This window comes from Anaeromyxobacter paludicola (genome assembly GCF_023169965.1).
GTDB classification, from domain to species: Bacteria; Myxococcota; Myxococcia; order Myxococcales; family Anaeromyxobacteraceae; genus Anaeromyxobacter_B; species Anaeromyxobacter_B paludicola.
Genome location: NZ_AP025592.1, coordinates 1,419,033 through 1,442,802 on the forward strand (window position 1 = coordinate 1,419,033; position 23,770 = coordinate 1,442,802).

At 75.4% G+C, this 23,770-nt stretch carries 21 protein-coding genes; 4 read left to right on the plus strand and 17 right to left on the minus strand.

Going from position 1 to position 23,770, the window contains the following annotated elements:
• Positions 1–7 precede the first annotated feature (7 nt).
• The 3 genes from AMPC_RS06630 to AMPC_RS06640 all read right to left on the minus strand — a co-directional run bounded on the left by AMPC_RS06630 (position 8) and on the right by AMPC_RS06640 (position 2,962).
• Positions 8–1,921: a V-type ATP synthase subunit I gene (locus AMPC_RS06630; protein ID WP_248345363.1), complete on the minus strand. Its 1,914-nt coding sequence runs from the start codon at positions 1,919–1,921 to the stop codon at positions 8–10.
• Positions 1,918–2,259 (minus strand): hypothetical protein, encoded by a 342-nt coding sequence (locus tag AMPC_RS06635; protein WP_248345364.1) that lies wholly within the window; start codon positions 2,257–2,259, stop codon positions 1,918–1,920. Before AMPC_RS06635 ends, AMPC_RS06630 begins: the two co-directional genes overlap by 4 nt.
• A gap of 112 nt (positions 2,260–2,371) precedes the next feature.
• The gene (locus AMPC_RS06640; protein WP_248345365.1) at positions 2,372–2,962 is read right to left on the minus strand and encodes an LOG family protein; all 591 of its coding nucleotides are present in this window, start codon (positions 2,960–2,962) and stop codon (positions 2,372–2,374) included.
• Positions 2,963–3,116: 154 nt separating this feature from the next.
• Between AMPC_RS06640 and AMPC_RS06645 the strand changes: the two genes are divergently transcribed.
• Genes AMPC_RS06645 through AMPC_RS06655 form a run of 3 tightly spaced genes read left to right on the plus strand, consistent with a single transcriptional unit; the run spans position 3,117 to position 6,536 of the window.
• Complete coding sequence (locus AMPC_RS06645) at positions 3,117–3,824, plus strand: succinate dehydrogenase cytochrome b subunit (RefSeq protein ID WP_248345366.1); 708 nt, start codon at positions 3,117–3,119, stop codon at positions 3,822–3,824.
• A gap of 7 nt (positions 3,825–3,831) precedes the next feature.
• The gene (locus tag AMPC_RS06650; protein WP_248345367.1) at positions 3,832–5,748 is read left to right on the plus strand and encodes a fumarate reductase/succinate dehydrogenase flavoprotein subunit; all 1,917 of its coding nucleotides are present in this window, start codon (positions 3,832–3,834) and stop codon (positions 5,746–5,748) included.
• Entirely contained in the window at positions 5,745–6,536 is a 792-nt protein-coding gene (locus AMPC_RS06655; protein ID WP_248345368.1) for a succinate dehydrogenase/fumarate reductase iron-sulfur subunit, read from the plus strand. The genes AMPC_RS06650 and AMPC_RS06655 overlap by 4 nt, the downstream gene beginning before the upstream one ends.
• A gap of 58 nt (positions 6,537–6,594) precedes the next feature.
• On the opposite strand, the gene AMPC_RS06660 is transcribed toward AMPC_RS06655, so the two are convergent.
• From AMPC_RS06660 to AMPC_RS06720, 13 genes are all read right to left on the minus strand, one after another.
• Positions 6,595–7,806: a glycosyltransferase gene (locus AMPC_RS06660; RefSeq protein WP_248345369.1), complete on the minus strand. Its 1,212-nt coding sequence runs from the start codon at positions 7,804–7,806 to the stop codon at positions 6,595–6,597.
• Entirely contained in the window at positions 7,803–9,092 is a 1,290-nt protein-coding gene (locus AMPC_RS06665) for an O-antigen ligase family protein (protein WP_248345370.1), read from the minus strand. Before AMPC_RS06665 ends, AMPC_RS06660 begins: the two co-directional genes overlap by 4 nt.
• A gap of 29 nt (positions 9,093–9,121) precedes the next feature.
• On the minus strand, positions 9,122–10,279 hold the full coding sequence (locus AMPC_RS06670) for a glycosyltransferase (RefSeq protein WP_248345371.1): 1,158 nt from the start codon (positions 10,277–10,279) through the stop codon (positions 9,122–9,124).
• Positions 10,280–10,281: 2 nt separating this feature from the next.
• Entirely contained in the window at positions 10,282–11,358 is a 1,077-nt protein-coding gene (locus tag AMPC_RS06675; protein ID WP_248345372.1) for a glycosyltransferase family 4 protein, read from the minus strand.
• The gene (locus tag AMPC_RS06680; protein WP_248345373.1) at positions 11,355–12,512 is read right to left on the minus strand and encodes a polysaccharide deacetylase family protein; all 1,158 of its coding nucleotides are present in this window, start codon (positions 12,510–12,512) and stop codon (positions 11,355–11,357) included. Before AMPC_RS06680 ends, AMPC_RS06675 begins: the two co-directional genes overlap by 4 nt.
• A gap of 11 nt (positions 12,513–12,523) precedes the next feature.
• On the minus strand, positions 12,524–13,705 hold the full coding sequence (locus AMPC_RS20480; protein ID WP_263009637.1) for a GNAT family N-acetyltransferase: 1,182 nt from the start codon (positions 13,703–13,705) through the stop codon (positions 12,524–12,526).
• Complete coding sequence (locus AMPC_RS06690) at positions 13,702–14,904, minus strand: DegT/DnrJ/EryC1/StrS family aminotransferase (RefSeq protein WP_404800643.1); 1,203 nt, start codon at positions 14,902–14,904, stop codon at positions 13,702–13,704. Before AMPC_RS06690 ends, AMPC_RS20480 begins: the two co-directional genes overlap by 4 nt.
• On the minus strand, positions 14,895–16,022 hold the full coding sequence (locus tag AMPC_RS06695; protein WP_248345374.1) for a GNAT family N-acetyltransferase: 1,128 nt from the start codon (positions 16,020–16,022) through the stop codon (positions 14,895–14,897). The genes AMPC_RS06690 and AMPC_RS06695 overlap by 10 nt, the downstream gene beginning before the upstream one ends.
• Positions 16,019–17,407: an exopolysaccharide biosynthesis polyprenyl glycosylphosphotransferase gene (locus AMPC_RS06700; RefSeq protein WP_248345375.1), complete on the minus strand. Its 1,389-nt coding sequence runs from the start codon at positions 17,405–17,407 to the stop codon at positions 16,019–16,021. The genes AMPC_RS06695 and AMPC_RS06700 overlap by 4 nt, the downstream gene beginning before the upstream one ends.
• 167 nt (positions 17,408–17,574) lie before the next feature.
• Positions 17,575–18,285: a CpsD/CapB family tyrosine-protein kinase gene (locus AMPC_RS06705; RefSeq protein WP_248345376.1), complete on the minus strand. Its 711-nt coding sequence runs from the start codon at positions 18,283–18,285 to the stop codon at positions 17,575–17,577.
• 36 nt (positions 18,286–18,321) lie between these two features.
• Positions 18,322–19,692 (minus strand): Wzz/FepE/Etk N-terminal domain-containing protein, encoded by a 1,371-nt coding sequence (locus AMPC_RS06710; RefSeq protein ID WP_248345377.1) that lies wholly within the window; start codon positions 19,690–19,692, stop codon positions 18,322–18,324.
• Between the two features lie 14 nt (positions 19,693–19,706).
• Entirely contained in the window at positions 19,707–20,861 is a 1,155-nt protein-coding gene (locus tag AMPC_RS06715) for a hypothetical protein (protein ID WP_248345378.1), read from the minus strand.
• 24 nt (positions 20,862–20,885) lie between these two features.
• Entirely contained in the window at positions 20,886–21,383 is a 498-nt protein-coding gene (locus AMPC_RS06720; RefSeq protein ID WP_248345379.1) for a polysaccharide biosynthesis/export family protein, read from the minus strand.
• Positions 21,384–21,773: 390 nt separating this feature from the next.
• On the opposite strand from AMPC_RS06720, the gene AMPC_RS06725 reads away from it, so the two are divergent.
• Entirely contained in the window at positions 21,774–21,995 is a 222-nt protein-coding gene (locus AMPC_RS06725; RefSeq protein ID WP_248345380.1) for a hypothetical protein, read from the plus strand.
• A gap of 88 nt (positions 21,996–22,083) precedes the next feature.
• Here the strand turns inward: AMPC_RS06725 and AMPC_RS06730 are convergent, their stop codons facing one another.
• Positions 22,084–23,538 (minus strand): sigma-54-dependent transcriptional regulator, encoded by a 1,455-nt coding sequence (locus AMPC_RS06730; RefSeq protein ID WP_248345381.1) that lies wholly within the window; start codon positions 23,536–23,538, stop codon positions 22,084–22,086.
• Positions 23,539–23,770: the final 232 nt, after the last annotated feature.

The window sequence follows — 23,770 nt, forward strand, 5'->3', positions numbered from 1 at the left end:
CTCCCCGTCAGGCGGTGCCGCCGAGGGGGCGGTACGGGGTGCCGCCCGACTCGTAGAACTTCTCGAAGAACTCGACGTAGTGGAGGCGCAGCGAGGCCACGGCCGGCGAGAGCAGCCCGAGCGTGGCGTTCACGGCGTGGAGCAGCACGGCGATGCAGATCCCGAGCACCGCCGGATCGAGCGTGGCGGCGATGAGGTTGGCGGCCTCGGCCAGGAGCACCGAGGCGAGCCCGAGCGCCATGAGCCGCGCGTAGCTCAGGACGTTGCCGAGGAACATGACGAGCTCGAGCGGGGCGAGGAACCCGTCCGCCGCGATCCCGGTCACCGCCGAGACCGCCAGCACGGCGTAGCCGGCGCGGGCGGCCCAGGAGGGCAGGAAGCCCGTGCCGCCGCCGAGCGCGAGCACCGCCCCGGCGAGCAGCCCGAGCCGCGCCAGCCGGCCCAGGATCTCGCGCCGCTCCCCGCCGTGCAGCACCTCGGCCACCCCGAGCGCCAGGCCGAGCGCGACGTGGGCGAGCCCCACCCCGACGGTGGCGGCGAGCAGGGTGAGGATGGCGCCCCGCCGCTCGATCCAGATCGGGTGGAGCCCGGCCCGGGCGCCGGCGTCGCCCAGCACCTCGCCGAAGAGGAAGCCGAAGGCCACGGTCGAGAGGGCGCAGGCGAGCCCCACCACGGCGACGTCGCGCCCCACCCCGCCGCGGCGGAAGCGCCAGAAGGCCCAGGCCGAGGCGGTCCCGACGAAGAGCCCGATGGCGACGTCGCCGAGGACCAGCCCGAGGAAGAACGGGAAGGTGAAGGCGAGCCAGGGCGTCGGGTCGATGGAGCCGTAGCGCGGCGGCGGCACGAGGGCGAGGAGCCGCTCGAAGGGGCGCAGCCAGGCCGGGTTCCGCAGCACCACCGGCACCTCCTCGAGCTCCCGCCGGGAGACCGGATACTCGAAGAGCGTGAGCCGACCGCCGCAGGCGCCCCGGATCCCCTCCGCCAGGGCCGCCAGCCGCTCGCGCGGGAGGTACCCGGTGACCACGAAGGCGTGGCCGGTCTCGGCGCAGTCGCCCATGGCGCGCAGCGCGTCGAGCCGCTCCCGCGCGCGCCCCGCGGCCGCCTCCAGCGCCGCGGCCTCGGCGCGCGCCAGGGTGGCGAGGCCGGCGTCGAGCGCCGCGCGCTCGCGGGGGATCCCCACGTGCTCGCGGTCGGCGAGCGCGAGCAGGACCTCCGCCGGCGGCCGGCCCGCGAAGGCCGGCGGGAGCTTCAGCTCCTCCACCCCGCGCTCGAAGAGGAGGCCCGAGACCTGCGCGGCGCGCCAGCGCGGCACCGCCAGGAGGAGCGCCGTCTCGCCGCCCGCGATGGCGCGGGCGTGCAGGTCGTAGGCCCCGTCGGTGAGCCGGGCGATCTCGCGCTCGAGGAGCGGCAGCGCCTCCTCGCCCCCGCGCTTCAGCAGCAGGCCGAAGCTCCGCGTCCCCGGCGCGTCGGTCATGAGCTTCCAGAGCGGCGACAAAGCGGTCAGGGCCCGGCGCGCCTGGGCGATCGCCCGCGACTCCTCGGCGAGCGCCGCCTTGCGGGACGCCGCTTGGGCGAGCGTCCCCTCCACCGCCTCGATCCGCCGCGTCACCTCGGCCGAGTCGGCCTCGGGCTCCGGCGCCCCCGCGGCGCCGCGCGGCGCCGCCCCCTCGGCGCGCGCCGCCGCCCTCGCCTCCCGGGCCGGCAGGAGCGCCAGGGCGGCCTCGATGCGGCGCAGCGAGGCCTCGAGCGAGCGGACGCGCGCGGCCTCCTCCCCGCCGAGGGGCACGGGGCGCAGGAAGGCGGCGGCGCCAGGCCCGGGGCGGCGCAGGTGGAGCACGCCCTGGCCGTGGAGGAACCGGAGCGCCTCGGAGAGGAGGCGCCTGGGCCCAATGACCTGCACCTTGACCATCGGGAGGATCACGGAGCGCCTCCGGCCACCAGCCCGGCGAGCCAGTCGGCGACCTCGTCGCGGCGGCGCGCCGCGCGGTCCCGCAGCGCCACCACCTCGCCGGCGGCGCGGGCGCGCACCGTCTCGGCGTCGCGCGCGAGGGTCCGGACGAGCTCGGCCTCGAGCTCGGCCAGCTCGCGGGCGAGGGCGTCGCGCGCCGCCGCCCGCAGCTGCGCCGCCTCGGCCCGCCCGCGCTCCACCCGCGCCGAGGCCTCGGCGCGCGCCTGGGCGAGCGCCTGGTCGAGCGCCTCCTCGCGCTGGCGCAGCCGCGTCAGGGCTTCCAGCTCGTCCGCCGGGACCACGGTGGTCATCGCGCTCCCCCGAAGCAGCGACGCAGCGCGGGAAACGACCGGCCCGCGTGACCGACAGTCTACACCCCCGGGCGCGGCAGGCTCCGGCTCTCGGGGGGCGCGGTCCGGGATTTCAGGTCTGCTCGGGCCGGATCCACGCCGGACCCGGCAGGGGCGGCGCGGCCCGCTCCAGCAGGTCGAGCAGGGCCGCCGGGTCGGCCGCCACCGCGACCCGATCGCGCTGCGCCCGGCCGACGAAGCCCTCCTCCACGGCGTGGTCGAAGAACGAGGTGAGCGGCCGGTAGTAGCCCTCGACGTCGAGGAGCCCGAACGGCTTCTGGTGCAGGCCGAGCTGGGCCCAGGTGAGGATCTCGGCGAACTCCTCGAGCGTGCCGAAGCCGCCCGGCAGGGCCACGAACGCCTCCGCCAGCTCGGCCATGCGGGCCTTGCGCGCGTGCATCGAGGGGACGACCTCGAGCTGCGTCAGCCCCTTGTGCCCGATCTCCTTCTCCTCGAGGGCGTTCGGGATGACGCCCATCACGCGGCCGCCGGCCGCGAGCGCGGAATCGGCGAGGGCGCCCATGAGCCCCACGCTCGAGCCGCCGTAGACGAGGGTGATGCCGCGCCGGGCGAGGAGCGCGCCGAGGTTGCGCGCCGCGTCAACGTACGCCGGCCGCTTCCCAGGCGCCGAACCGCAGAAGACGCAAATCGATTTCGGCGACATTCGTTTTTCCTCTCAGTGCGGATCGAAGCGTGTAGGATGGCGAGCCTTGGACGAAAAGGGCCGGCAGGTGCCCCCGATTGAGGCACTCGACGGTCACGGCAGTTCCTGCTGAGGTACGCAGGCCGTTTTCCTTCCCTCTCACGTGGAGTTGGCGATGAGCGTGGCTGGTACCAAGAGCATCGAGACGTCGGCCCCGAAGCCGACGGGCGCGTTGCTCGCCTTCTGGAACAACCCCATCGGCAAGAAAGCGCTGATGTCGCTGACGGGGATCATCCTGTCCCTGTACGTCCTCGCCCACCTGCTGGGCAACATGCAAATCTACATGGGCTCGGACGTCATCAACCGCTACGCCGAGCTGCTCCACACCAACGCCGGCCTGCTCTGGACGGCCCGGGTGGTCCTGCTCGTCGCCGTGGGGGTGCACGCCATCGCCGGCGTCCAGCTCTACCTCAGCAAGGCGAGCACCCGGCCGATCGCCTACGCGCAGCGGGTGAACGTGGTCTCCACGACCGCGTCGCGGACGATGATCTGGAGCGGCATCCTCATCTTCGCGTTCGTCATCTACCACGTGCTCGACCTCACGGTCGGCGTGGCCCACCTCGGCCAGTACGAGGAGGTGCGGCCCTTCCAGAACGTCACGAGCGGCTTCACCTATCCCCTCGCGGTGGTCGCCTACGTCGTCGCCATGGTCGGCATCGGGTTCCACCTCTGGCACGGGCTCTACAGCCTCTTCCAGTCGCTCGGCATGTCGCACCCGCGCTACACGCCGATGATCCAGAAGGGCGCCGCGATCCTCGCGACGCTCATCGCCCTCGCCAACATCTCCGTCCCGATCGCGGTGCTCACCGGGCTGCTCAGGTAAGGACGACATGACCGAACTCAACTCGAAGATCCCGGCTGGTCCCCTCGAGAAGAAGTGGGACGAGCACAAGGCGCACCTCAAGCTCGTCAACCCGGCCAACAAGCGGAAGCACACCGTCATCGTGGTCGGCACCGGCCTCGCCGGGGCCTCCGCGGCCGCCTCGCTCGGCGAGATGGGCTACAAGGTCCTGTCCTTCTGCTTCCAGGACAGCCCGCGCCGCGCCCACTCGATCGCCGCGCAGGGCGGCATCAACGCCGCCAAGAACTACCAGAACGACGGCGACAGCATCTACCGGCTGTTCTACGACACCATCAAGGGCGGCGACTTCCGCGCCCGCGAGGCGAACGTCTACCGGCTCGCGCAGGTGTCGGTGAACATCATCGACCAGTGCGTCGCGCAGGGCGTGCCGTTCGGCCGCGAGTACAGCGGCACGCTCGGCAACCGCTCCTTCGGCGGCGCGCAGGTGTCGCGCACCTTCTACGCCCGCGGCCAGACCGGCCAGCAGCTGCTCCTCGGCGCCTACCAGGCGCTCATGAAGCAGGTGCAGGCGGGCACGGTGGTGCACCACTCGCGGCGCGAGATGCTGGAGCTGGTGGTGATCGACGGCCGCGCCCGCGGCATCGTCACCCGCAACCTCGTCACCGGGAAGATCGAGTCGCACGTCGCCGACGCGGTGGTGCTCTGCACCGGCGGCTACGGCAACGTCTTCTACCTCTCGACCAACGCCAAGGGCTGCAACGGCACGGCGATCTGGCGGGCCCACCGCAAGGGCGCCTTCTTCGGGAACCCCTGCTACACGCAGATCCACCCCACCTGCATCCCGAAGTCGGGCGACTACCAGTCGAAGCTCACGCTGATGAGCGAGTCGCTCCGCAACGACGGGCGCGTCTGGGTGCCGAAGAAGAAGGGCGACCACCGCCCGCCCAACGAGATCCCCGAGGACGAGCGCGACTACTACCTCGAGCGCGTCTACCCGTCCTTCGGCAACCTCGCCCCGCGCGACGTCTCCAGCCGGCAGGCCAAGTACGCCTGCGACGAGGGGCGCGGCGTGGGCCCGGGCGGCCTCGGCGTCTACCTGGACTTCGGGGACGGCATCAAGCGGCTCGGCAAGCGCGTCATCGACGAGCGCTACGGCAACCTGTTCGAGATGTACGAGCGGATCACCGGTGAGGACCCGCACGTCGTCCCGATGCGCATCTACCCGGCGGTCCACTACACGATGGGCGGCCTCTGGGTGGACTACAACCTCATGAGCTCCATCCCGGGGCTCTTCGTGGGCGGCGAGGCCAACTTCTCCGACCACGGCGCCAACCGGCTCGGGGCGAGCGCGCTCATGCAGGGGCTCGCCGACGGCTACTTCGTCCTCCCCTACACGGTGAGCGACTACATCGCCTCCGGCGGGCTCTCCAAGGTGGACACCAACCACGCGGCGGTGAAGGACGCCGAGCGCGAGGTCCAGGGCCGCATGGACAAGTTCCTCGCCATCGGCGGCAAGCACAGCGTCGATCACTTCCACAAGGCGCTCGGCAACGTCCTGTGGGAGGACTGCGGCATGGCCCGCAGCAAGGAGAGCCTGGAGCGGGCGCTCGAGGAGATCCCGAAGCTCGAGCAGCAGTTCTGGAGCGACCTGCGCGTCACCGGCACCGGCTCCGAGCTGAACCAGGAGCTGGAGAAGGCCGGCCGCGTGGCCGACTTCTTCGAGCTGGCGCAGCTCATGTGCTACGACGCCCTCAAGCGCGAGGAGTCGTGCGGCGGCCACTTCCGCGTCGAGCACCAGACGCCGGACGGCGAGGCGAAGCGCAACGACGCGGAGTTCGCCTACGTGTCCGCCTGGGAGTGGAAGGGGCCCAACGAGACCCCGGTGCTGCACAAGGAACCCCTCGTCTACGAGAACATCCAGCTCGCCACCCGGAGCTACAAGTGAGACTGACACTCGAGATCTGGCGCCAGAAGAACGGGTCCGACCCCGGCCGCTTCGTGAACTACGAGGTCGAGGCCAACGAGCACATGTCGTTCCTGGAGATGCTCGACGTCCTCAACCAGGACCTCATCACCCGGGGCGAGGAGCCGGTCGCCTTCGACAACGACTGCCGCGAGGGCATCTGCGGCATGTGCGGCTTCCTCATCGACGGCCAGGCGCACGGCCCGAACCACCCGGGCACGGTCTGCCAGCTGCACATGCGGTTCTTCCATGACGGGCAGAAGCTCCGGCTCGAGCCCTGGCGCGCCGCGGCCTTCCCGATCGTGAAGGACCTGGTCGTGAACCGCAGCGCCCTCGACCGCATCATCGCGGCCGGCGGGTACAACTCGGTCCGCACCGGCTCCGCGCCGGAGGCGAACTCGATCCTGGTGAACAAGGTCGACTCCGACCGGGCCATGGAGGCGGCGGCCTGCATCGGCTGCGGCGCCTGCGTCGCGGCCTGCCCCAACGCCTCGGCGGCCCTCTTCACCGGCGCCAAGGTCACGCAGCTCGCGCTCCTGCCCCAGGGCCAGCCCGAGCGCTACGTCCGCGTGATCAACATGGCGGGCCAGATCGAGGCCGAGGGCTTCGGCCACTGCACCAGCATCGGCGAGTGCGCGGCGGTCTGCCCCGCCGGCATCAAGCTCGAGACCATCGCGCAGATGAACAAGGATTTCATCCGCGCGAGCCTGAAGCGGCGCGAGAACGCCCCGCCGCTCACCATCTCGAAGACGACGTCGCCGTACGCCTAGGGCCGAGAGCCGTCCAGGCCACCAGTGAGCGCCCGGGCCGAGCGGCCCGGGCGTTTTTCTAGGGCGAGATGCCGTCCGCAGGCAGTGCCTCCGCCCGACGCGGCGCGGCCGGCGGGCGCCGCGGTGCCGCCACCCAGCGCGACGGGGGCGCGGCGTCGGCGCCGGCGAGGGACTCGTAGAGCGCGTCGTAGGCGGCGCGCATCTCCTCCACGCCGAACTCGGCGGCCACGAGGCGGCGCGCCGCCTGGCCTACGCGGCGGGCGGCGATCGGATCGCGCAGGGCGCCTCGGATCCGGGCCGCCAGCGCGGCCGGGGCGCCGGGGGGGGCGAGCCAGCCGGTGACGCCGTCGCGCACCAGCTCCGGCGTCCCGCCGACCGCGGTCGCCACCACCGCCCGGCGCGCCGCCATCCCCTCCAGGACCGCGTTCGAGATCCCCTCGGCGTAGCTCGCCGAGACCACCACCGCCGACCGCGCCACGAGCGCCGGCACGTCGGCGCGGTGACCGAGGAAGCTCACCCGCCCGGCGATGCCGAGCCGGGCCGCCTGGGCCTCCAGGGCCGGCCGGCGCGCCCCCCCGCCGATGAGCGCGAGCCGCGCCTCGGGGAGCTCGCGGAGCACGAGCCGCATGGCCTGGAGCAGGTCGGGCTGCCCCTTCACCGGGTGGTGCATGTTGGCGACGTTGACCACGAGCGGCCCGCCGGGCTCCGGGGCGCCGGGCCCGGGCGGCGCGGCGGCGGCCGCGTCGAAGGCGGCGAGGTCGAGCCCGTTCCGGAGCACCACCAGCTTCGACGGATCCACGCCGTCGCGCAGGCAGAGGTCGCGGATGCAGAGCGCGTTCACGAGCACCCGCGTCGCGAGGTGCGAGGCGGCCCGGAGGAGCTGGTAGCGGACCGGGTCGAGCGCGTGCGCGAGGTCCACCCGCGTCACGACGGAGGGGACGCCCGCGAGCCGGGCCGCGAAGGTGCCCACCACGTTGGTGAAGAAGTCCTGCGCGTGGACGAGGGCGATCCGCTCCCGGCGGATGCGCGCCGCGAGCCGCCGGATCTCGAGCGCCGTCCCGGCGGAGGCGAGCGAGCGGATGGGGATCTCCACCACCGGCACCTCGAGCGCGCGCAGCTCGGCGAGGTGCTCCCCCTCGGCCTTGAAGCAGGCCACGAGCGGCTCCCAGCGGCGCCGGTCGAGCGTGCGGAGGTGCAGCAGCGTCTGCCGCTCCTGGCCGCCGTAGAGGAAGCGGTTCTGGAAGACGAGGACCTTGCGCGGGCCGGTCACGCGGCGCGCTCCGCCGCCGCCATCCGGCCGTGCAGCGCCGCCAGCCGGGAGGTGGCGAGCCCCACCGCGAACAGGAAGTAGAGCGAGTAGGAGTAGGAGTAGCCGTTCACGAGCTCGCAGAGGAGGTAGCCCGCGAGCGCGGCGAAGACGGCCCGCGCCTCGCGGCCGAGCACCGGGTCGGCGCCGGCGCGCCAGGTCCGCCAGAGCACCACGCCGACCCAGCCGAAGAACGCGAGCAGGGCGAAGACGCCCAGCTCGCCCAGGATCTCCATGAAGATGTTGTGGGCCACGAGGTGGTGGCCGCCCGCCGAGAGCGGCGCGTACCGGTCCCAGGCGTGGATGAAGCCGCCGGCGCCCACGCCGTTGAGCGGGCGCTGATCGACGATCGAGCCCAGCACCTTCCACGCGTTCTCGCGCCCCTCCACCGAGGCGTCGGCGGAGAGGTCGGAGAAGGTGCTCGAGCGCTCCCAGAAGGTCCGCGGCGCGAAGGCGAGCACCGCCGCCACCAGGCCCGCCGTCACCACCATCCCCTTCAGCACCGAGGAGAGCCGGCCGCGCAGGAGGGTGAGCCCGAGCGCCAGCGCCGCGGCGACGATGCCGGAGCGCGAGCCGGTGAGGACGATGGCGGCGAGCTGCGCCGCGACGGCCGCGCCGAGCAGCGCCCGCAGCCAGCGGCGGCGGGTCGCGCCGAAGGCGGCGATCGCGAACGGGAGCGCGACCACGAGCCCCATGGCGAGCCGGTTCGGGTCGGCGTAGATGCCGGCCCAGTGGGTGCGCGTCCCCTCGACGAGGTGGTCGCCGGCGAGCCAGGTCCGCACGCCGCCGACCGCGGGGGCGAGCGACGCCACCGCGCCCACGGCCAGGAAGGTCCGGATCCGCGCCGGCGTGTCGAGCGCGTTCAGCACCGCCACGTAGACCACGAGGAGCTTCGCGATCTCGAGGCCCGCCGCGCGCGAGGCGGCGGGGTCGATCGACCAGAGCACGGAGAGCCACGCGATGGCGGCGTAGCCGAAGAGGAGCAGCGCCGCCGGGCCGCCGAGCCGGAGCCGCTCGCCCGAGACCAGCCGCCGGGCCAGGACCGCGCCGCCGCCGAGGAGCGTCGCCGCGAGCCCGAGCCGCAGCACCTCGACGGTCGGGAACCAGTAAGCGGGGCTGGCGTAGAGCTGCGCCACGAAGAGCAGCGCGCCGGCCTGCGCCAGGGCGCCCCAGCGCGCCGCGGCCCGCGCGGCGGCCCCGCCGTCCCGCGGCGCCGCCCAGCCGAGCCCGGCCGCTCCCACCTGCGCCATCGCCATGCTCGCCTCGCTCTCCCGCCGCGTCACGCGGCCCTGCGGCCGTCGAGGAGCGCCGCCACGTGGCCGCGCAGCTCGTCCACCCTCGCCTCCCAGCTCTCGGCGCGCATCCGCTCCGACTGCGCCGCCCGCGGCCCGCCCTCGGCGAGGGCTCGCCCCACCGCCTCCAGGAACTCCGCGCGGGTGCGCGTCACCGTGCAGCCGGCGATGGCCCGGAGCTCGGGGAGGTCGGTGCAGACGTTCGGGAGGCCGGCGGCGACGTACTCGCGCGCCTTGAGCGGGTTGGCGTGCAGCGCGAGCTCGTTCTGCCGGAAGGGGGTGATCGCCACCGCCATCCCCTTGCAGTAGCCGGGGAGGTCGGCGTAGGGACGGCGGCCGAGGAGGTGGACGTTGCGCGCGCCCGCGAGCGGGTCGGTGGAGGTGACGCACCGGCCCACCAGCGCCACCGACGCCCGCGGGAAGGCGTCGGCCACCGCCCGGACGAGCTCGAGGTCGATCCAGTCGGCGACGAGGCCGTGGAACCCGATCACCGGCCCCGGCAGGCGCGCCAGGTCCTCGGGGACGCGGGTCTCGGGCAGGAGCGCCTTGCGGAAGTGCTCGAAGTCCACGCCGTGGCGCACGAGCACGGTGCGCGGGTTCACCCGGGCCTTGGCCTCGCGCAGGGGCTCGGCGCTCGCGATGACGAGGTCGGCGCGCCGGAGCAGCCGCTCCTCGAGCGCCGCCACCGCCGGCGAGGCGTCGCTGAAGGCCGAGAACTGGTCCACCACGTGGTAGACGACCAGCTCCTCGCCGAGCGTGCCCGCCACCGCCGCCGCCGTCGGCAGGTAGGACCAGCTGATGGGGCGGCGCATGCGCAGGCGCCGCATCGCGCCGAGCACCTGGAGCCGCAGCGCGACCCTGTTGAAGGCCTGGATCGCCTCCGAGCCGTAGGCCGGGACGTAGAGCGGCGGCAGCACGTGCAGGTTCGGCTCCACCTCGCGCACGCCGCGGGCCGCGTCGCGCAGCTTCTCCCAGGCGCGCCGGACGTCGTGGGCGCTGGCCCGCGGCGCCCGGTTGCCTAGGGAGTTCACCCAGAGCACCCGGTTGTCGCGCGCCAGGATCCGCATGATGTGGGTCTTGGAGAGCGGATCCCCGTCCCAGTCGTTCGAGAAGCAGACGATGTCCCGGCCCCGGAGTGCTCGCACGGCTACAAGGTGGGCGCTCGCGCTCCGACGCGGCCACCGCTCGGAAGGGGGGGACCGCCCTGCAGGGCCGCGTAGATGGCCCACAGGTCGTCCACCGGGTCGCGCAGCGGGGCGACGCCGGCGCGCGGGGCCGGCGACCGCCCGGCCTCGGCCAGCAGCGCCGCCAGGGCGGCCACGTCTCCGGACGGGAACAGGAGGCACCCGGGGGGCCGGTGGCCGACGTCGCTCGCCACCACCACCCGCCCGAGCGCGAGCGCCTCGCGCACGCTGACCGAGTCCCCGTCGGTGCGGCTCGGGCGGACGAAGACGTCGCAGCCGCGCACCGTCGCCACGGCGGCGGGGTGCTCGAGCTCGCCGAGGGCGTGGATCCCGGCCGAGGCGCCGCGGCGCGCGGCGAGCCCGGCGCGGGTGCCCGGCCCGAACACCACCAGCCCGGCGCGGGGCGCGCCGGCCCGGACCTGCTCGAACGCGGGCACGAGCAGGTCCTCGCCGTAGGTGGGCCCCGGCGCCAGCGCGGCGCAGTAGAGCGGCGCGTGGCGCGCCCGGATCGCGGCGAGCTCCGGCGGCGGCGCGCCCGGCTCGGCGAGGGAGGGCGAGAAGGGCGAGAGCACCGTCAGGACCCGGCGCGGCACCCCGGCGCCGGCCAGACCGGCGGCGATGGCCTCGCTCACCGCCACCACCTTCCCGTAGCCGGCGCAGGCGGCCCGGGCGAGGAGCCGCCGGTCCGCGGCGGCGGCGAGCCAGGGCGGGCAGTGGCCGGAGTGGATGGTGAGGACGCCGCGCGGGCCGAACGGCCGCCGCGCCCGCCCGGCGGAGAGGGCGACGAGCCAGCTCTTCACGTTGGCGCCGTTGGTGTGGACGTGCAGGAGCCAGCCCTCCACGGCGGCCTGCGCCAGCGCGGCGCCGAAGGCCGCCGGGCCGCGGGCCCGCACCAGCTCCGGGCCGGCGTGATCCCCCTCCCCGATGTCGAGGACGCGCACCCGCGCGCCGCGCTGCCTGAGCGCGCGCGCCAGCCCGGCCACGTGGACCGCGATCCCGCCGTGCGGCGGCGGCCAGTTGCCGACCAGCGCGATCTTCAACCGGCCACCCTCCCCTCCGCCGCGTCGGGCGCGTCCGGCCGCTCGCCGCTCACCGGCCGCTGCAGCCCGATGGTCCCGAAGACGCCCTCCAGGTTGCAGCTCGCGAGGGCCTCGCTGTAGCCGGCGGCGCCGAGCGTGCTGTTCTCCCAGAGCACCTTGCGCTTCAGCCGGAGCGGATCGCCCCCGCGGCGGTTCTCGACGTCCTCGGTGGTCACCGCGGCCTCGTAGCCCGCCTCGGCCACCATCCGGCGCACGGCCGGGGTGTGGTAGCCGTTCGGGTAGGCGAAGTGGCGCGGCCGGTGGCCGAGCCGCTCCGCCAGGTCGCGGAACGAGCCCTCGATCTCGGCGCGGGCCCGGGCCGGCGGCAGGTTGGCGAGGACCGCGTGGCTCACGGTGTGGCCGCCGAGCTCCACGCCGGCCGCCTCCAGCGCCCGGGCCTCCGGCCAGCCCATGATCCGGGTGCCCGGCTCCAGCTCCTCCTCCGCCATCCCGAGCCGCGCCTCGAGCGCGGCCGCCACCGCCTCGAGCGCGTCGTGCGGCAGGGCCGCGATGAGCCGCTCCATGGTGGTCGTGGGCCCCGGGCCGGCGCAGCGGTCGAGCGCGGCCTGGAGCGGCGGCGCGAGCCCCGCCTGGCCCGGCGTGAGCCCCCGCCGCCGCAGCTCGCGGAGGCTCGCCAGCAGCCGGTCGTGCGGGAGCCGCCGCGCGGTGCCGAGGTAGCCCGTCGGCACGAACATCGTCGCCGGGACCCGGAGCGCCTCCAGCACCGGCAGGCCGAAGTCGTGACAGCCCTGGTAGCCGTCGTCGAAGGTGATCGCCACGGCGTCCCGCGCCGCGCGGCGCGGCGCCCGCTCCCGCAGGAGCCGGCACGCGTCCCCGAGCGAGACCAGGTCCCGCTCGCGGGCGAGCTGCTCGAGCTGCCGCTTCAGCGTCTGCGCCGAGATGAGCAGCGACGGGAGCGACTGCTGGGCGTCGGCCCGGAAGTCGAGCGTGACGCGGTGGTAGGAGAGGATGATCACCCGGCCGCCCCCGGCGAGCCGCCGGCGCCAGGCGTTCACCGCCCAGCGCGCCCCGGCGGAGCAGAGCGCGCCCGCCAGCGCCGCCTTCGCGGTCCGCTGCAGGATCCACCTCGGACTGTCGTCGGCCCGCTCCGCCATGCCCGCCCCTCCTAGCGCCCCTCGAAGGCGCCCATCGCGCCCAGGCCGAGGTTCCGCCGCGCCCGCCGCAGCGCGAGCCAGATCCGCTCCGGCGCCACCCGCCGCGCCACGTCGCGCGCCGCCCGGAAGGCCCCCTCGGCCGCCTGCAGCGCCTCGGCGCGGAGCCCCGGCGAGCGGAGCCGGAGCGCCACCGTCTCCTGCCCGCCGTCCGCCCAGTCCCGCTTGTAGGCCTCGGTGCCGCGCAGGAAGTCGTAGTAGCCGAGGCCGCGGGCGTAGGCGTCCTCGACGGTCCGGCCGGTCAGCACCATGCCCGGGCTGCGCGGCGACCAGGCCGGATCCATCCCGGACTGGTAGTAGTAGAAGCGGCCGCCCAGCTCGAGGCCGTAGACCGCGGCCACCGAGCGGCCCTGGACGAAGAGCCGGTAGAGCCGCATGAACCCGCGCGCGGCGAGGAGCGGCGCCACGGCCCGGTGGAACTCCTCCACCCTCCCCGGCGGGATCCCGTAGGACCCGCCCTCGGGCGCCCAGCGGAGCCGGTGCAGGCGCAGGAAGTCCTCCATCGCCTCGGCCATCTCGCCCACCGAGGTGGCCACCTCGATCCGGAAGCCCGGCTGGCGCGCCAGCCAGCGGCAGCGCCGGCCGTAGGTCTCGCGCCGGGCGATGCGGCGGAGGTGCTCGGCGAAGCCGCCGCGGAGCGCGAACCCCGGGCAGGTGAAGCGCGGCGCCACCTCCACCTCGACCCCGTGCGGCGCGAGCGCCCGCGTCAGCGCCTCGACCGTCGGGCTGCCGGCCGGGAGATCCTCGAGGTCGAGCGCGTCCCACTCCGGCAGGGTGCGCAGGAGGTGCGAGGCGATGGCCGAGCGGACCTGCGGCTCCGCCCCCGGCCGCGCCAGGACGTCGAGCGCGTCGGCGCCGGCGAGGCCGTTGCCCAGGAGCGACCAGCGGCGCGGCCCCAGCGCCGGCCGCCGCCCCTGCAGCACGAGGAGCCCCTCGAGCCGCCCGGTCCGGCCGCGGGCCTCGAGGATGCGCACGTCCCGCCGCTGCCCGAAGGCGCGCCAGAAGGTGAAGAGCCACTCCCAGGAGAGGAACGGCGTGGGCTGCCCGGCGGCGTCGAAGAGCTCGGTCCACTCGGCCCGGAGCGAGGCGAGCCGCCCCGCCTCCGCGCTCTCCGACACGCGCAGGTAGAGGCTCACGCGAGGCTCTCCTCGACGGCGTCGCACAGGTAGGCCACGTCCTCCGGGGAGAGGTCCTGGTGGATGGGCAGCTCCAGCACCCGGCGCCGGAGCATCGCCACCTCGGGGAAGCGCTCGGCCGGGCAGGCCGGGTGGCCGGTCCGCCAGAAGTCCACCGTCTCCACGCCGCGCGCCGCGAGCCGCCGCTTCAGCCGGTCCTTGTCGTCGCAGAGGAAGGGGTAGAAGAGCGGGCAGACGCCGGGAGGGAGCTCGGGGTGCACGGGCGGCGAGAGCGTCTCGAGCCGGGCCTGCGCGAGGCGGTAGTTGCGCCGCCGCGCCGCCACGATCTCCCGGTGGTCGAGGTTGGCGGCGATGGCGGCGGAGAGGCGGCTCATCCCGAGGTCCACGGCGCCCGGATCGAAGTGCATGGTGCCGGTCGAGACGTGCTCGACCCGGGCGGCGCCGCGCACGGCGCGGGCCAGGCGGCGGCCGCCCTGCCGGAGCGCCTGCCCGGCGTCGCCGAGCCGGAAGGCGGCGTTCGCCAGCATCGCGCCGCCCGCGTGCGAGGCGGTGCTCGCGAGCGGCGCGGGGAGGACGGGGGGCGGCTCGCCCGCGAGCTCGCCGTTCACGACCAGCAGCCCGCCGTTCGGGACCGGGATGGTCTTGTAGAGGCAGAAGACGCCGAGGTCGCCCAGCAGGCCGAGGGGTACCGGGCCGTCGCAGGAGTAGAGGGCGAGCGCGCAGTCCTCGACCACCGGCAGCCCGGCGCGCCGGGCGATCTCCCGGATCTCGCGCATGGGCTGGGGGAAGCCGGCGTAGTGGATGACGTAGAGGGCGCGCGTGCGCGGCCCGACGCGGGCCTCGAGGTCCTCGAGGTCGAGCTCCATGCGCGCGTTCACCCGCACGAAGGCGGGCTGGCACCCCGCCGCCTCCAGCGCCTCCACCTCGACGCCGTGGTGGTAGGCCGGCACGAGCACCTCGGCGCCGGCGAGGCCGAGCAGCCGCGCGCCGTGGAAGACGGCGTTTCGCGCGAAGTAGTACGGGCGCGCCCGGCCCGCGGAGAACGGGAACGGCGGCGCCTCGGGGCGGCGCCGGGGCACCAGCATCTCGGGCCAGAGGGTCGGCAGGCAGGGGAGCCAGCGCCGCCCGGCCCGCCAGGCGGCCGAGCGCGGGGGAGCCGCGGCCGGGCCGGCGAGGGGCTCCGCCACCGTCATCGCCACCACCGCAGCACCTCCTTCGCGAGCGGCTTCACGCAGTGCTTCATCGTGTAGATGGTGCGGCCGGCCAGGCCCGGCCGGTAGACGTAGACCCAGTCGTGCGGCCGGTGCGCGGGCTCCCAGTCGCGCTTCCAGGGCATGTCGGGGCCGAGGAAGTCGAGCGCCGCGAGGCCCCGCGCCGCGCACTCGGCCACCACCTCCCGGAAGAGGAGCTGGCCGGGCGAGCACGGCCCGAGCCCCTCGTCGTAGGTCGGCTTCGGCAGGTAGTAGGCGCCGCCGTAGACGAGGCCGAAGTGCATCGCCACCGGCCGGCCGTCGAGGTCGAGCGCGCGGAGCGCCAGCCAGCCGCGCGCGGCGGCCACCTCGGCGAGCCGCTCGTAGAAGCGGCGCGTGCGGGGATCGCGGGCGATGGCGGTGCCGCGCTCGCCCTTCCAGCCGGCGGCCTCGAGGGCGAGGAACTCGCCGAGCATCACCCGGGCCTCCTCGCCGGCCCCTGCCCGCCGCACCGAGACCGCCCCCAGCTCGGAGAGCTTCTTGAGCCGCCGGCGCAGGTTGGCCCGGAACTTGGCCGAGAGCCGCTCCTCCACCGCCGCGCCGCCGAGCGCGATCCAGGGCGAGCGCATCGACTCCCAGCGGCCGGTGAGGTGGCCGTCGGCGGCGGCCAGCGCCGGTACGAGGGTCCCGGTGGGGCCGTCGCGCGGGAGGTCGCGCAGCAGGAGCAGGTCCCAGCCGACCCGATCGCGCAGGTGCGCCCAGAGGGCCGCGGCCGCGCCGACCGCGTCGGGGCCGAGGGCCCACTCGAAGCGGCAGGAGTGATCGTTCGCCGGGGCCACGAGCCGCCGCACCCCGAGCCGCCGCTCCCGCAGGAACGGCGCCGCGCCGGCGAGCCGCCCCGCCGCGTCCCGCGCCGTCACCACGAGCGGCTGCGCCTCCGGGGCGAAGGCGTCGAGCCACGCCGAGAGCCACTCGTGGCGGGCGAAGGGGAGATCGCAGGGGCCGCGCGCGAGGAGCGCGTTCCACTCCGGCGCGAGCGCGTCGAAGGCGGCCCGCCCGCGCAGGAGCTCGGTGGCGTAGAGGGCGGCGCCGGCGGCCGGCGCGGTGGCTGGGGCCGTGCCGATCACCGCGCCCCCCGGCCGGAGAGGACGGTCTTGGCGGTGTGGAACAGGCAGACGAGGTCGAGGAACAGCGAGCAGTTCTTGATGTAGTAGAGGTCGTACTCGAGCTTGCGCCCCATCTCGGCGACGCTCGCGCCGTAGCCGTACCGGAGCTGCGCCCAGCCGGTGAGCCCGGGCTTCACCAGCTCGCGCATGGCGAACAGCGGGTAGTGCCGCTTCAGCTCGGCGAGGAAGATCGGCCGCTCCGGCCGGGGGCCGACGAGGCTCATCTCGCCCCGGAGCACGTTCCAGAGCTGGGGCAGCTCGTCGAGCCGGCTGCGGCGCAGGAAGCGCCCGATGGGGAGGACGCGCGGGTCCCGGTCGGCCGCCCAGGCCGCCCCCATCTTCTCGGCGTCGCGCCGCATGGTGCGGAACTTCCAGATCCGGTAGCCGCGGCCGAGCGCGCCGGTGCGCTCCTGGGAGTAGAAGATGGGCCGCCCGTCGCAGACCCAGATGGCGAGGGCGGTGGCCGCCATGGCCGGCCCGGCCAGCACGAGCAGCGCCGTCGCCGCGGCGAGGTCGAGCGCCCGCTTCACCGCCCGCCGGGTGCGGCTGACCCGGAAGCCCTCGTCGAAGATCAGCGCCGACGGGCGCACCAGCTCGAGCGGGAGCCGCTTCAGGGTGGCCTCGGCGAAGCTCACGTCGTTGGTGACCTGCACGCCCCGGGTGCGGCAGGCGAGGAGCTCGTCCACCGGCAGCCCGGCGCGCCGATCCTCCACCGCCACGACGACGATCTGGGCCCGCGTCCGCGCCACCACCGGGCCGAGCGGGCCGATGAAGAGGAGCGGCGAGGCGCCCCCCTCGCCTGCGCCGGTGGCGAGGAAGCCGACCACCTCGAAGAGCTGATCGCCCTCCTCCTCGATGGCGCGCGCCAGCCGGCGGGCGCGGTCCCCCGCGCCGAGGAGGAGGATCCGGATGGGCGCGCCGAGCACCGCCGGCATGGCGGCGCGGACCGCGATCACCGCGAGCGCCCCGCCGGCCGCCGCGAGCGTGAGCGAGCCGCGCGGCAGCCAGCCCATCGGGACCAGGTGGGGCAGCACGATGTAGGCGGCCGCGAGCGCCGCCACCGCGGCGCCCAGCGCCCGCAGGAGCCGGCGTCCCTCGGCGCGGTCGCGCGCGGCCACGTGCAGGTCGTAGAGGTCGCCGAAGTAGAGCGAGCCGGCGAAGGCCATCGCCGCGAGCGTGGCCCGCAGGACCGCCGGCGCCACGTCCGGGCGCGCGTCCACCGGGTGCGGCGCCGCCACCGGGCCGAGCGCGGCCCCGGCGAGCAGCGCCAGCACGAGGACCGTCTCCTCGGCGACGAAGAAGGCCGCCTTGCGCGGAGAAAGCCAGTGGTTGAAGACGCGCACCATGATGAGCCGCTGCTGACCTCGCTCGATCCCAAGGGGGCTGCGCCCCCTCCCCTCCCCGCCTGCGGCGGGACCCCTCCCGTTGGCCGCTCCGCTCGTCTTCCTCGCACTGGCGCGGCGCCCTCCGCCGCCTCTTGGATCCTCCTGCGCCGAGTCCGGTACCGCCGGCCTCACGCCGCCGTCGGGTCGGCGTAGAGGTACTTGCCGTGCGGGAGCGCCCCCGCGTTGACGCGGTTGAGCACGATGCCGACCGCCCGGTCGCCGAGCGTGTCGAGGGCGAGCCGGACCACCTCGCGCGGCGTCTCCTGCGCGCGCACCACCAGCACCGCGCCGTCGGCGGCCGAGGCGAGCCGCTCGGCGTCGGCGAAGGCGAGCGCGGGGGGCGCGTCGAGGATCACGAGCCCGCAGCTCTGCCGGAGCGCGTCGATCACCGCCCGCAGCCGCGGGCTGCGCAGCACGGCCCCCGGGTCCTTCACCTCCCCGGCGCAGAGCACCGAAAGGCCGCCGACGCGGCAGAGCGCCTGCGAGAGCTCGGCCGTGCCGAGCGCCACCTCGGCGAGCCCGGCGCGCGGGGCGAGGTCGAGCCGCTGCGCCAGGCACGGCTTGCGCAGGTCGCACTCGACGAGCGCCACCTCGCGCCCGTCCTCGGCCGCGGTGAGGGCCAGGTTGAGCGCGGTGGTGGTGCGCCCCTCCCCGCGAGCGGAGGAGGTGATCGCCACCACCCGCATCGGGCGGCGGGCCGCGAGCCGCTCCAGGCGGTGCTGCAGCGCCCGGTACTGCTCGGCGGCCGCGGAGTCGGACGGCGCCAGGGTGGTCACGCCGCCCACGGCGTCGGGGCGGACGGCGGGGCGGATGCCCAGGGTCTCGGCGGGAATGGACATGGTCGATTCCTTTCTGGCTGCGTGCTCCGGGTGAGGTCAGGCGGTCTTGCGCGGGCCGATGCGCGGGATGGCGGCGAGGACGGGGACGCCGAAGTCGGCCGCGTCCTCGGGGCCGCGCAGCGAGCTGTCGAGGAGCTCCGCCGCGCCGGCGGTCACGAGCCCGAGCGCGGCCGAGCCCAGGAGCGCCACGAGGAGGAGCGAGAGGCGCGCCGGGCCGGCGGGGCGCTCCGGCGCGACGGCCGGCTGGACGAACCGGAACAGGCTCGCGAGCCCGTCGGCCTGGAGCAGGTCCTGCGCGGCGGCCGCGTCGGCCGCCTTGGCGACGGTGGTGGCGTACTTGGCCCGCAGGACCTCGTAGTCGCGCGAGAGGTTCGCGAGCTCGGCGCCCCAGCGCGGGGCGACGTCGAGCCGCTGCTGGAACCGGGCCTGGTCGGCGCGCAGCCGCTCCAGGGCGGCGCGGTGCTCGGCCACCTCGCCGTCGATGCGGCCGAGCTGCGCCTGGATCCGCTCCTTCTGGTAGCGCGTCACCTCGTCCTGACCGCGCTGCCTCGCCTCCTGGTACTGGCGGGCGAGCCGCTTCACCTCGGGGTTCTCGTCGCCGTAGCTGGCGCGGGCGGTCTGGAGCCGGCGCAGCACGTCCTCGGCGCCGATCTGGGCGCGGCCGGTGTCGCTCTCCGCCTCCGGGATCGACGCCAGCACGGCGAGCCTCCGCCGCTGGGCGTCGGCGAGGTTGGCGAGCCGCTGCTCGATCTCCGACTCGGTCCGGGCGGCGGCGCGCATGTTCGCCTCGGCCGACTCGGGCAGCTCGGCGGCGTGGGCGGCCTTGAAGGCGAGGAGCTTCGCCTCCTCGGCCGTGAGCTGCCGGCCCATGTCGGCGGCCTGCTGGGAGAGCGTCCGGTGCAGCGCCTTCGACTGATCGGCGAGCACCTGGAACGTCATCTCGGCGTAGTAGCGCGGCAGGAGCCCGGCGGCCTTGGCCACCTTCTCCCGGTCGCGGCCCCGCACCTCGACCACGAAGAGCAGGGCCGGCGGGCCGGCGGCGACCTCGCCCTCGAGCCGGACCTCGACGTGCTTGCGGAGCTGGGCGACCGCCTCGTCCATGTCGCCCGCGAGCTTCGGGTAGAGGTCGGTTCCGCGGAGGACCCGCTCCAGCACCGGCCGGGCCAGGATGCCGTGCTTGAGGGTGCGCATCCGGTCGTCGAAGCCGGTCGCGGGGTTCGCCGGGAAGTACTCCGGCGCGAGCCGGTGCGGCTCGACCTGGACCACCGACTCGGCCCGGTACTCGCTCGGCAGGAGCAGGATGATCGCGGCCGCGGCCGCGAAGGCCCCGGCGAAGACGGCCAGCGCCAGCCAGCGCCGCCGCTTCAGCGCGGCGAGGAGCTCTTGCAGCGTGTAGGTGCGTTCCATGCGTTCCTCTCCCGTCATCTCGGCTTCAGTTCCCACCCGACGCGAAGTCCCACGAGGTTGCGGGCGTGGGCCGGCGAGGGATCGTCGAAGCGCGCGAACCGGCTCGCCGCGACGCCCATCGAGAGGCCGTTGCCGAACAGGTAGGTGAGCTCGCCGCCCAGCAGGTACCCGGTCACGGCGTTGTCGCCGGTGGGCACGTCCCCGCCGCGCCAGACGCCCGAGTCGGCCGCCAGCCGCCAGGTGCGGCCGGCGCGCCAGGCCACCCCCGCCTCCACCGCGTCGTAGAGGCCGGGGTGGGCGAGCGCCCCGAGGGCGAGCCCGTGCTGGGCGGTGAAGCGCAGGTCCACCCAGCGGTGGTTGTAGAGCAGCGTCGCCGCGCCCTCGGGCACGACCGAGACCTGGCCGCCGCGCGTCCAGAGCGCCGGCCCGCCCTCGAGCTCGAGCGCGTAGCGGCGGTCGAGCTTGCGCCGGTAGATGGCCTTGGCCTCGTGCGCCTCGGCCCCCTGGAACGCGGTCGCGCCGATGGGGCGGAACAGGTCGAGCCGGTAGGCCGCCGCGAGCTCGTCCCGCTCGGAGAGGATCCAGGCCGCCTCGACGCCGGGCACGTGGGCGGCCGCGCCGGTCCCGTCGTCGAAGCGGACGGCGCGCTCCTGGAACGTGAGCGCGAGCCGGAGCGGCTTCTCGGCCCGCCAGGCGACCCGCGCGCCGCCGCGGAGCAGCAGCGCCTGGCCGCCCTTGGCGAGCACGCCGACCTGCGCGAGCCCCACCGGATCGAGGGTGTAGGTCCCCTTGGCGTCGAGCTCCGCCGTCCATCGGCGGGCCGGGCGCCAGTCGAGGCGCAGCTCCCCGCGGTGGTTGGTGACGGCGTGGCTCACGAGCGTCGGGTAGAGCAGCAGGTCGGCCCCGTAGCCGAGGCCGAGCCGGTAGAGGTGGTCCTTCACCAGCACGCCGACGTCGGGCGAGACCCGGCCCATCCGGTCCCCGCCGCGCCCGTCGAGGTAGACGTTCGAGTCGTAGCCGCCCTCGAGCACGAGGCGAGCGGCGGGCTCCACCACGGTGGCCGCCCGCGCCGGACCGGCCGGCACGCCGAGCCACGCGGCGAGGACCATCGCCGCCCCGGCCCGACCCAGGCCCGCCGCCCGCCTCACGCTCTCGGGGATCCCCTGCATCCGGCCGCGCCTCGCTCGCCCGGACTACGGGACGTAGACCACGTCCCCCGGCGAGAGCCACAGCGGCTTCCCCTCCCCCCGCACCAGCTCCCGGTACGACAGCTTCACCCGCTCCACGCCCTCGGCGCCGGACTGCCGGAGCAGCACCACCTCGTTGCCGGCGAACTCGCCCGTGCCCCCGGCGAGCGCGATGGCCTGCACCACCGACATCGAGCCGCGCAGCGGGAACCCGCCCGGCTTGTTGACCTCGCCCATCACGAAGACCTTGGGCCCGTTCACCTCGCGGACGAGGACCGAGACCGCCGCGTCCCGCACGTAGGGCGCGAGGGCGCGGGTGAGCTCCGCCTTCAGCTCCGGCGCGGTCTTGCCGGCCGCCTCCAGCTCGCCCGCGAGCGGCATGGCGATCTTGCCGTCCGGCCGGACCGGCATGACCCGGGTGAGCTCCGGCTCGTGGTAGACGACGATCTCGAGCACGTCCTCACGCCCGATCCGGTACTCCGCCTCCTGGCGAGGCGCGGGCACTTCGGAGCTCCGGCTGGTCGCGCACCCCGCGCCCCCGAGGAGAGCCAAGAGGAACAGCCCCTTTCCGCGCATCCGTGAACCTCCGTCGAGCCGCGACCGGGGCGTGAGTCGCCCCGGGCTGCGCCGGACAGGAGCACGCGGCATGCCACGCCGCCGGCGCGCGGTCGGGGAGTGCGCGCTTCAAGGATCCCGGCCTCTGTGAGCGCCCGCCCGAGTCCCCGCAGCCGGGGCGTCCGCGCGTTTCCTGCGGAAGCGCGCTTCCATCGCAGGTCACTCTTTTTCCCCACTCGGCCCAGCGGCGCGGCCGTTGCGCGCGGATCGACCGGAGCTCAGCTTTTGAGGCGGCGAAGCGGACGGTTCACCCAGGGACGGCGGGCGGGGATCACCTCGATGATGAGAGCGACGGCGTGGACGGGCGGCCTCTTCGCGCTGGGGAGCGCGATCTGTCACCTCTTCCCGGCTCCGTGGGTGGAGCCGATGGTGCTGCTGGGACTGGGCGTCACCTTGCTCGTCGTGAGCGGGCGCGGTGCCGCCGGCCGGCGGCGCGCCCCGGCGCCGGGCGCGGTCGCGGCGAGCGAGCTGGAGACGGCGGGGAGCCGCGCGGCGCAGTGAGGGGGCGCGGCGCCGCGCTCGCGAGGTGACGGGGCCGGGGCGGGCGTGACGGCGGAGGCCGCGCGCGCGGTCCGGCGCGCGCCACCTCTCAGCTCAGCTGGTCGACGCGATCCTCGGCGAGCGAGGCGGCGGCCCGCGGGTCGACGATCTCGCAGTCCTTGATCTTGTAGAGCAGCGCCTTGTAGCTGATCTGCAGCCGCTGCGCCGCCCGCCGCTTGTTCCAGCCGGTGCGCATGAGGGCGCGCAGGATCGCCTCGCGCTCCGCCAGCCGCGCGGCGCGGCGGCCCACCTCCTTGAGCGGCACCTCCTCCGGCGGCGCCCGGCCCGGCTCGCGGGCGGCGCCCGGCGCGGTCCGCTCGGCCGCCGGCGCCGGGCCGAGCTCGCCCAGCACCATGGCCGGGTCCTTCAGCACGACGAGCCGCCGGACCAGGTTCTCGAGCTCGCGGACGTTGCCGGGCCAGTCGTGGGCCAGGAACCGCTCCATCACCTCCGGCGGCACCTCCTGCAGCCCGCCCTGGTAGCGCCGCCGGTACTTCTCGACGAAGTGGCGCACCAGCGGGGCGATGTCCTCCTTGCGCTCCCGCAGCGGCGGCACGCGGATGGTCACCACGTTGAGCCGGTAGAACAGGTCCTCGCGGAACGCGCCGCTCTCGATGGCGGTCTCGAGGTCGCGGTTGGTGGCGACCACCACGCGCGCGTCCACCCGGATGGAGCGCTTGCCGCCGACCCGGTAGTACTCCTCGTCCTGCAAGACCTGAAGGAGCTTGGCCTGGAGCCGCGGGTCCATCTCGCCGATCTCGTCGAGGAAGATGGTGCCCTGGTGCGCCAGCTCGAACTTGCCGGGCTTCTCGGCGTGGGCGCCGGTGAAGGCGCCCTTCTCGTGGCCGAAGAGCTCGCTCTCGAGCAGCTCGCCCGGCAGCGCGGCGCAGTTGATCTTCACGAAGGCGCGCCCGGCGCGGTGGCTCGCGGCGTGGATCCGGCGCGCCACCACGTCCTTGCCGACCCCGCTCTCGCCGACGAGCAGCACCGGGACGTCGGTGTCGGCCACGCGCTGCACGAGCCCCCACACCCGGTCCATGGCCGCCGAGACCGAGACCTGGCCCGGCGCGCCGCCGTCCACCTCGACCGGCTGGCGCGGTGGCGCCGCGGTCGGCGCGTGGCCGGCGCCGGCGCGCCCCTCCAGCGCCCGTCGCAGCACGAGGTCGAGCTCGTTCACGTCGAAGGGCTTGGGGAGGTAGTCGGTGGCCCCGCACTTCATCGCCTTCACCACGTCCTCGGCGTCGGAGAGCGCCGAGAGCACCACCACCGGCGCGCGGCCGTCCTGCGCCCGGTAGCGCCGGAGCACCTCGAAGCCGTCGAGCCCGGGCATCACGAGATCGAGGAGCACCGCGCCGACGTCCCGGCTCGCGAGGAGGGCGTCCACGCCCTCCTGGCCGGAGCCCACCGCCCGGGCCCGGTACCCGGCCAGGCCGAGGTACTCGCAGAGCGCGCCGCGGGTGCCCTCGTCGTCGTCGATGACCAGGACGGTGCAATCCGTATCCATCGCGCCCATCTCCGTTCCCACGCGCGCCCAGCGGCTTTCCGACAGGGCGAAAGTGGGTTCTCTCGAACTCCCTGGCACCGGCCCGTTCAAGTGCTCCCGCAGCGGGTGTCCGAGCGGGCAGGCGCTCCGGACACGCCCGAGGGCGGGCGCGGCGGGTCCGGGGCGCGGCCCTCCGGCGGCCATCGCCATCGCCATCGCGGCCGCGCCGCCGTCCACGGCCGCGGCGCTGGCG

Coding starts and splice junctions, on each gene's coding strand:
- AMPC_RS06635 (WP_248345364.1), bottom strand. CDS start 2,259: ATGACCACCGTGGTCCCGGCGGACGAGCTGGAAGCCCTGACGCGGCTG.
- AMPC_RS06640 (WP_248345365.1), bottom strand. CDS start 2,962: ATGTCGCCGAAATCGATTTGCGTCTTCTGCGGTTCGGCGCCTGGGAAG.
- AMPC_RS06645 (WP_248345366.1), top strand. CDS start 3,117: ATGAGCGTGGCTGGTACCAAGAGCATCGAGACGTCGGCCCCGAAGCCG.
- AMPC_RS06650 (WP_248345367.1), top strand. CDS start 3,832: ATGACCGAACTCAACTCGAAGATCCCGGCTGGTCCCCTCGAGAAGAAG.
- AMPC_RS06665 (WP_248345370.1), bottom strand. CDS start 9,092: ATGGCGCAGGTGGGAGCGGCCGGGCTCGGCTGGGCGGCGCCGCGGGAC.
- AMPC_RS06680 (WP_248345373.1), bottom strand. CDS start 12,512: ATGGCGGAGCGGGCCGACGACAGTCCGAGGTGGATCCTGCAGCGGACC.
- AMPC_RS06700 (WP_248345375.1), bottom strand. CDS start 17,407: ATGGTGCGCGTCTTCAACCACTGGCTTTCTCCGCGCAAGGCGGCCTTC.
- AMPC_RS06705 (WP_248345376.1), bottom strand. CDS start 18,285: ATGTCCATTCCCGCCGAGACCCTGGGCATCCGCCCCGCCGTCCGCCCC.
- AMPC_RS06710 (WP_248345377.1), bottom strand. CDS start 19,692: ATGGAACGCACCTACACGCTGCAAGAGCTCCTCGCCGCGCTGAAGCGG.
- AMPC_RS06715 (WP_248345378.1), bottom strand. CDS start 20,861: ATGCAGGGGATCCCCGAGAGCGTGAGGCGGGCGGCGGGCCTGGGTCGG.
- AMPC_RS06725 (WP_248345380.1), top strand. CDS start 21,774: ATGATGAGAGCGACGGCGTGGACGGGCGGCCTCTTCGCGCTGGGGAGC.
- AMPC_RS06730 (WP_248345381.1), bottom strand. CDS start 23,538: ATGGATACGGATTGCACCGTCCTGGTCATCGACGACGACGAGGGCACC.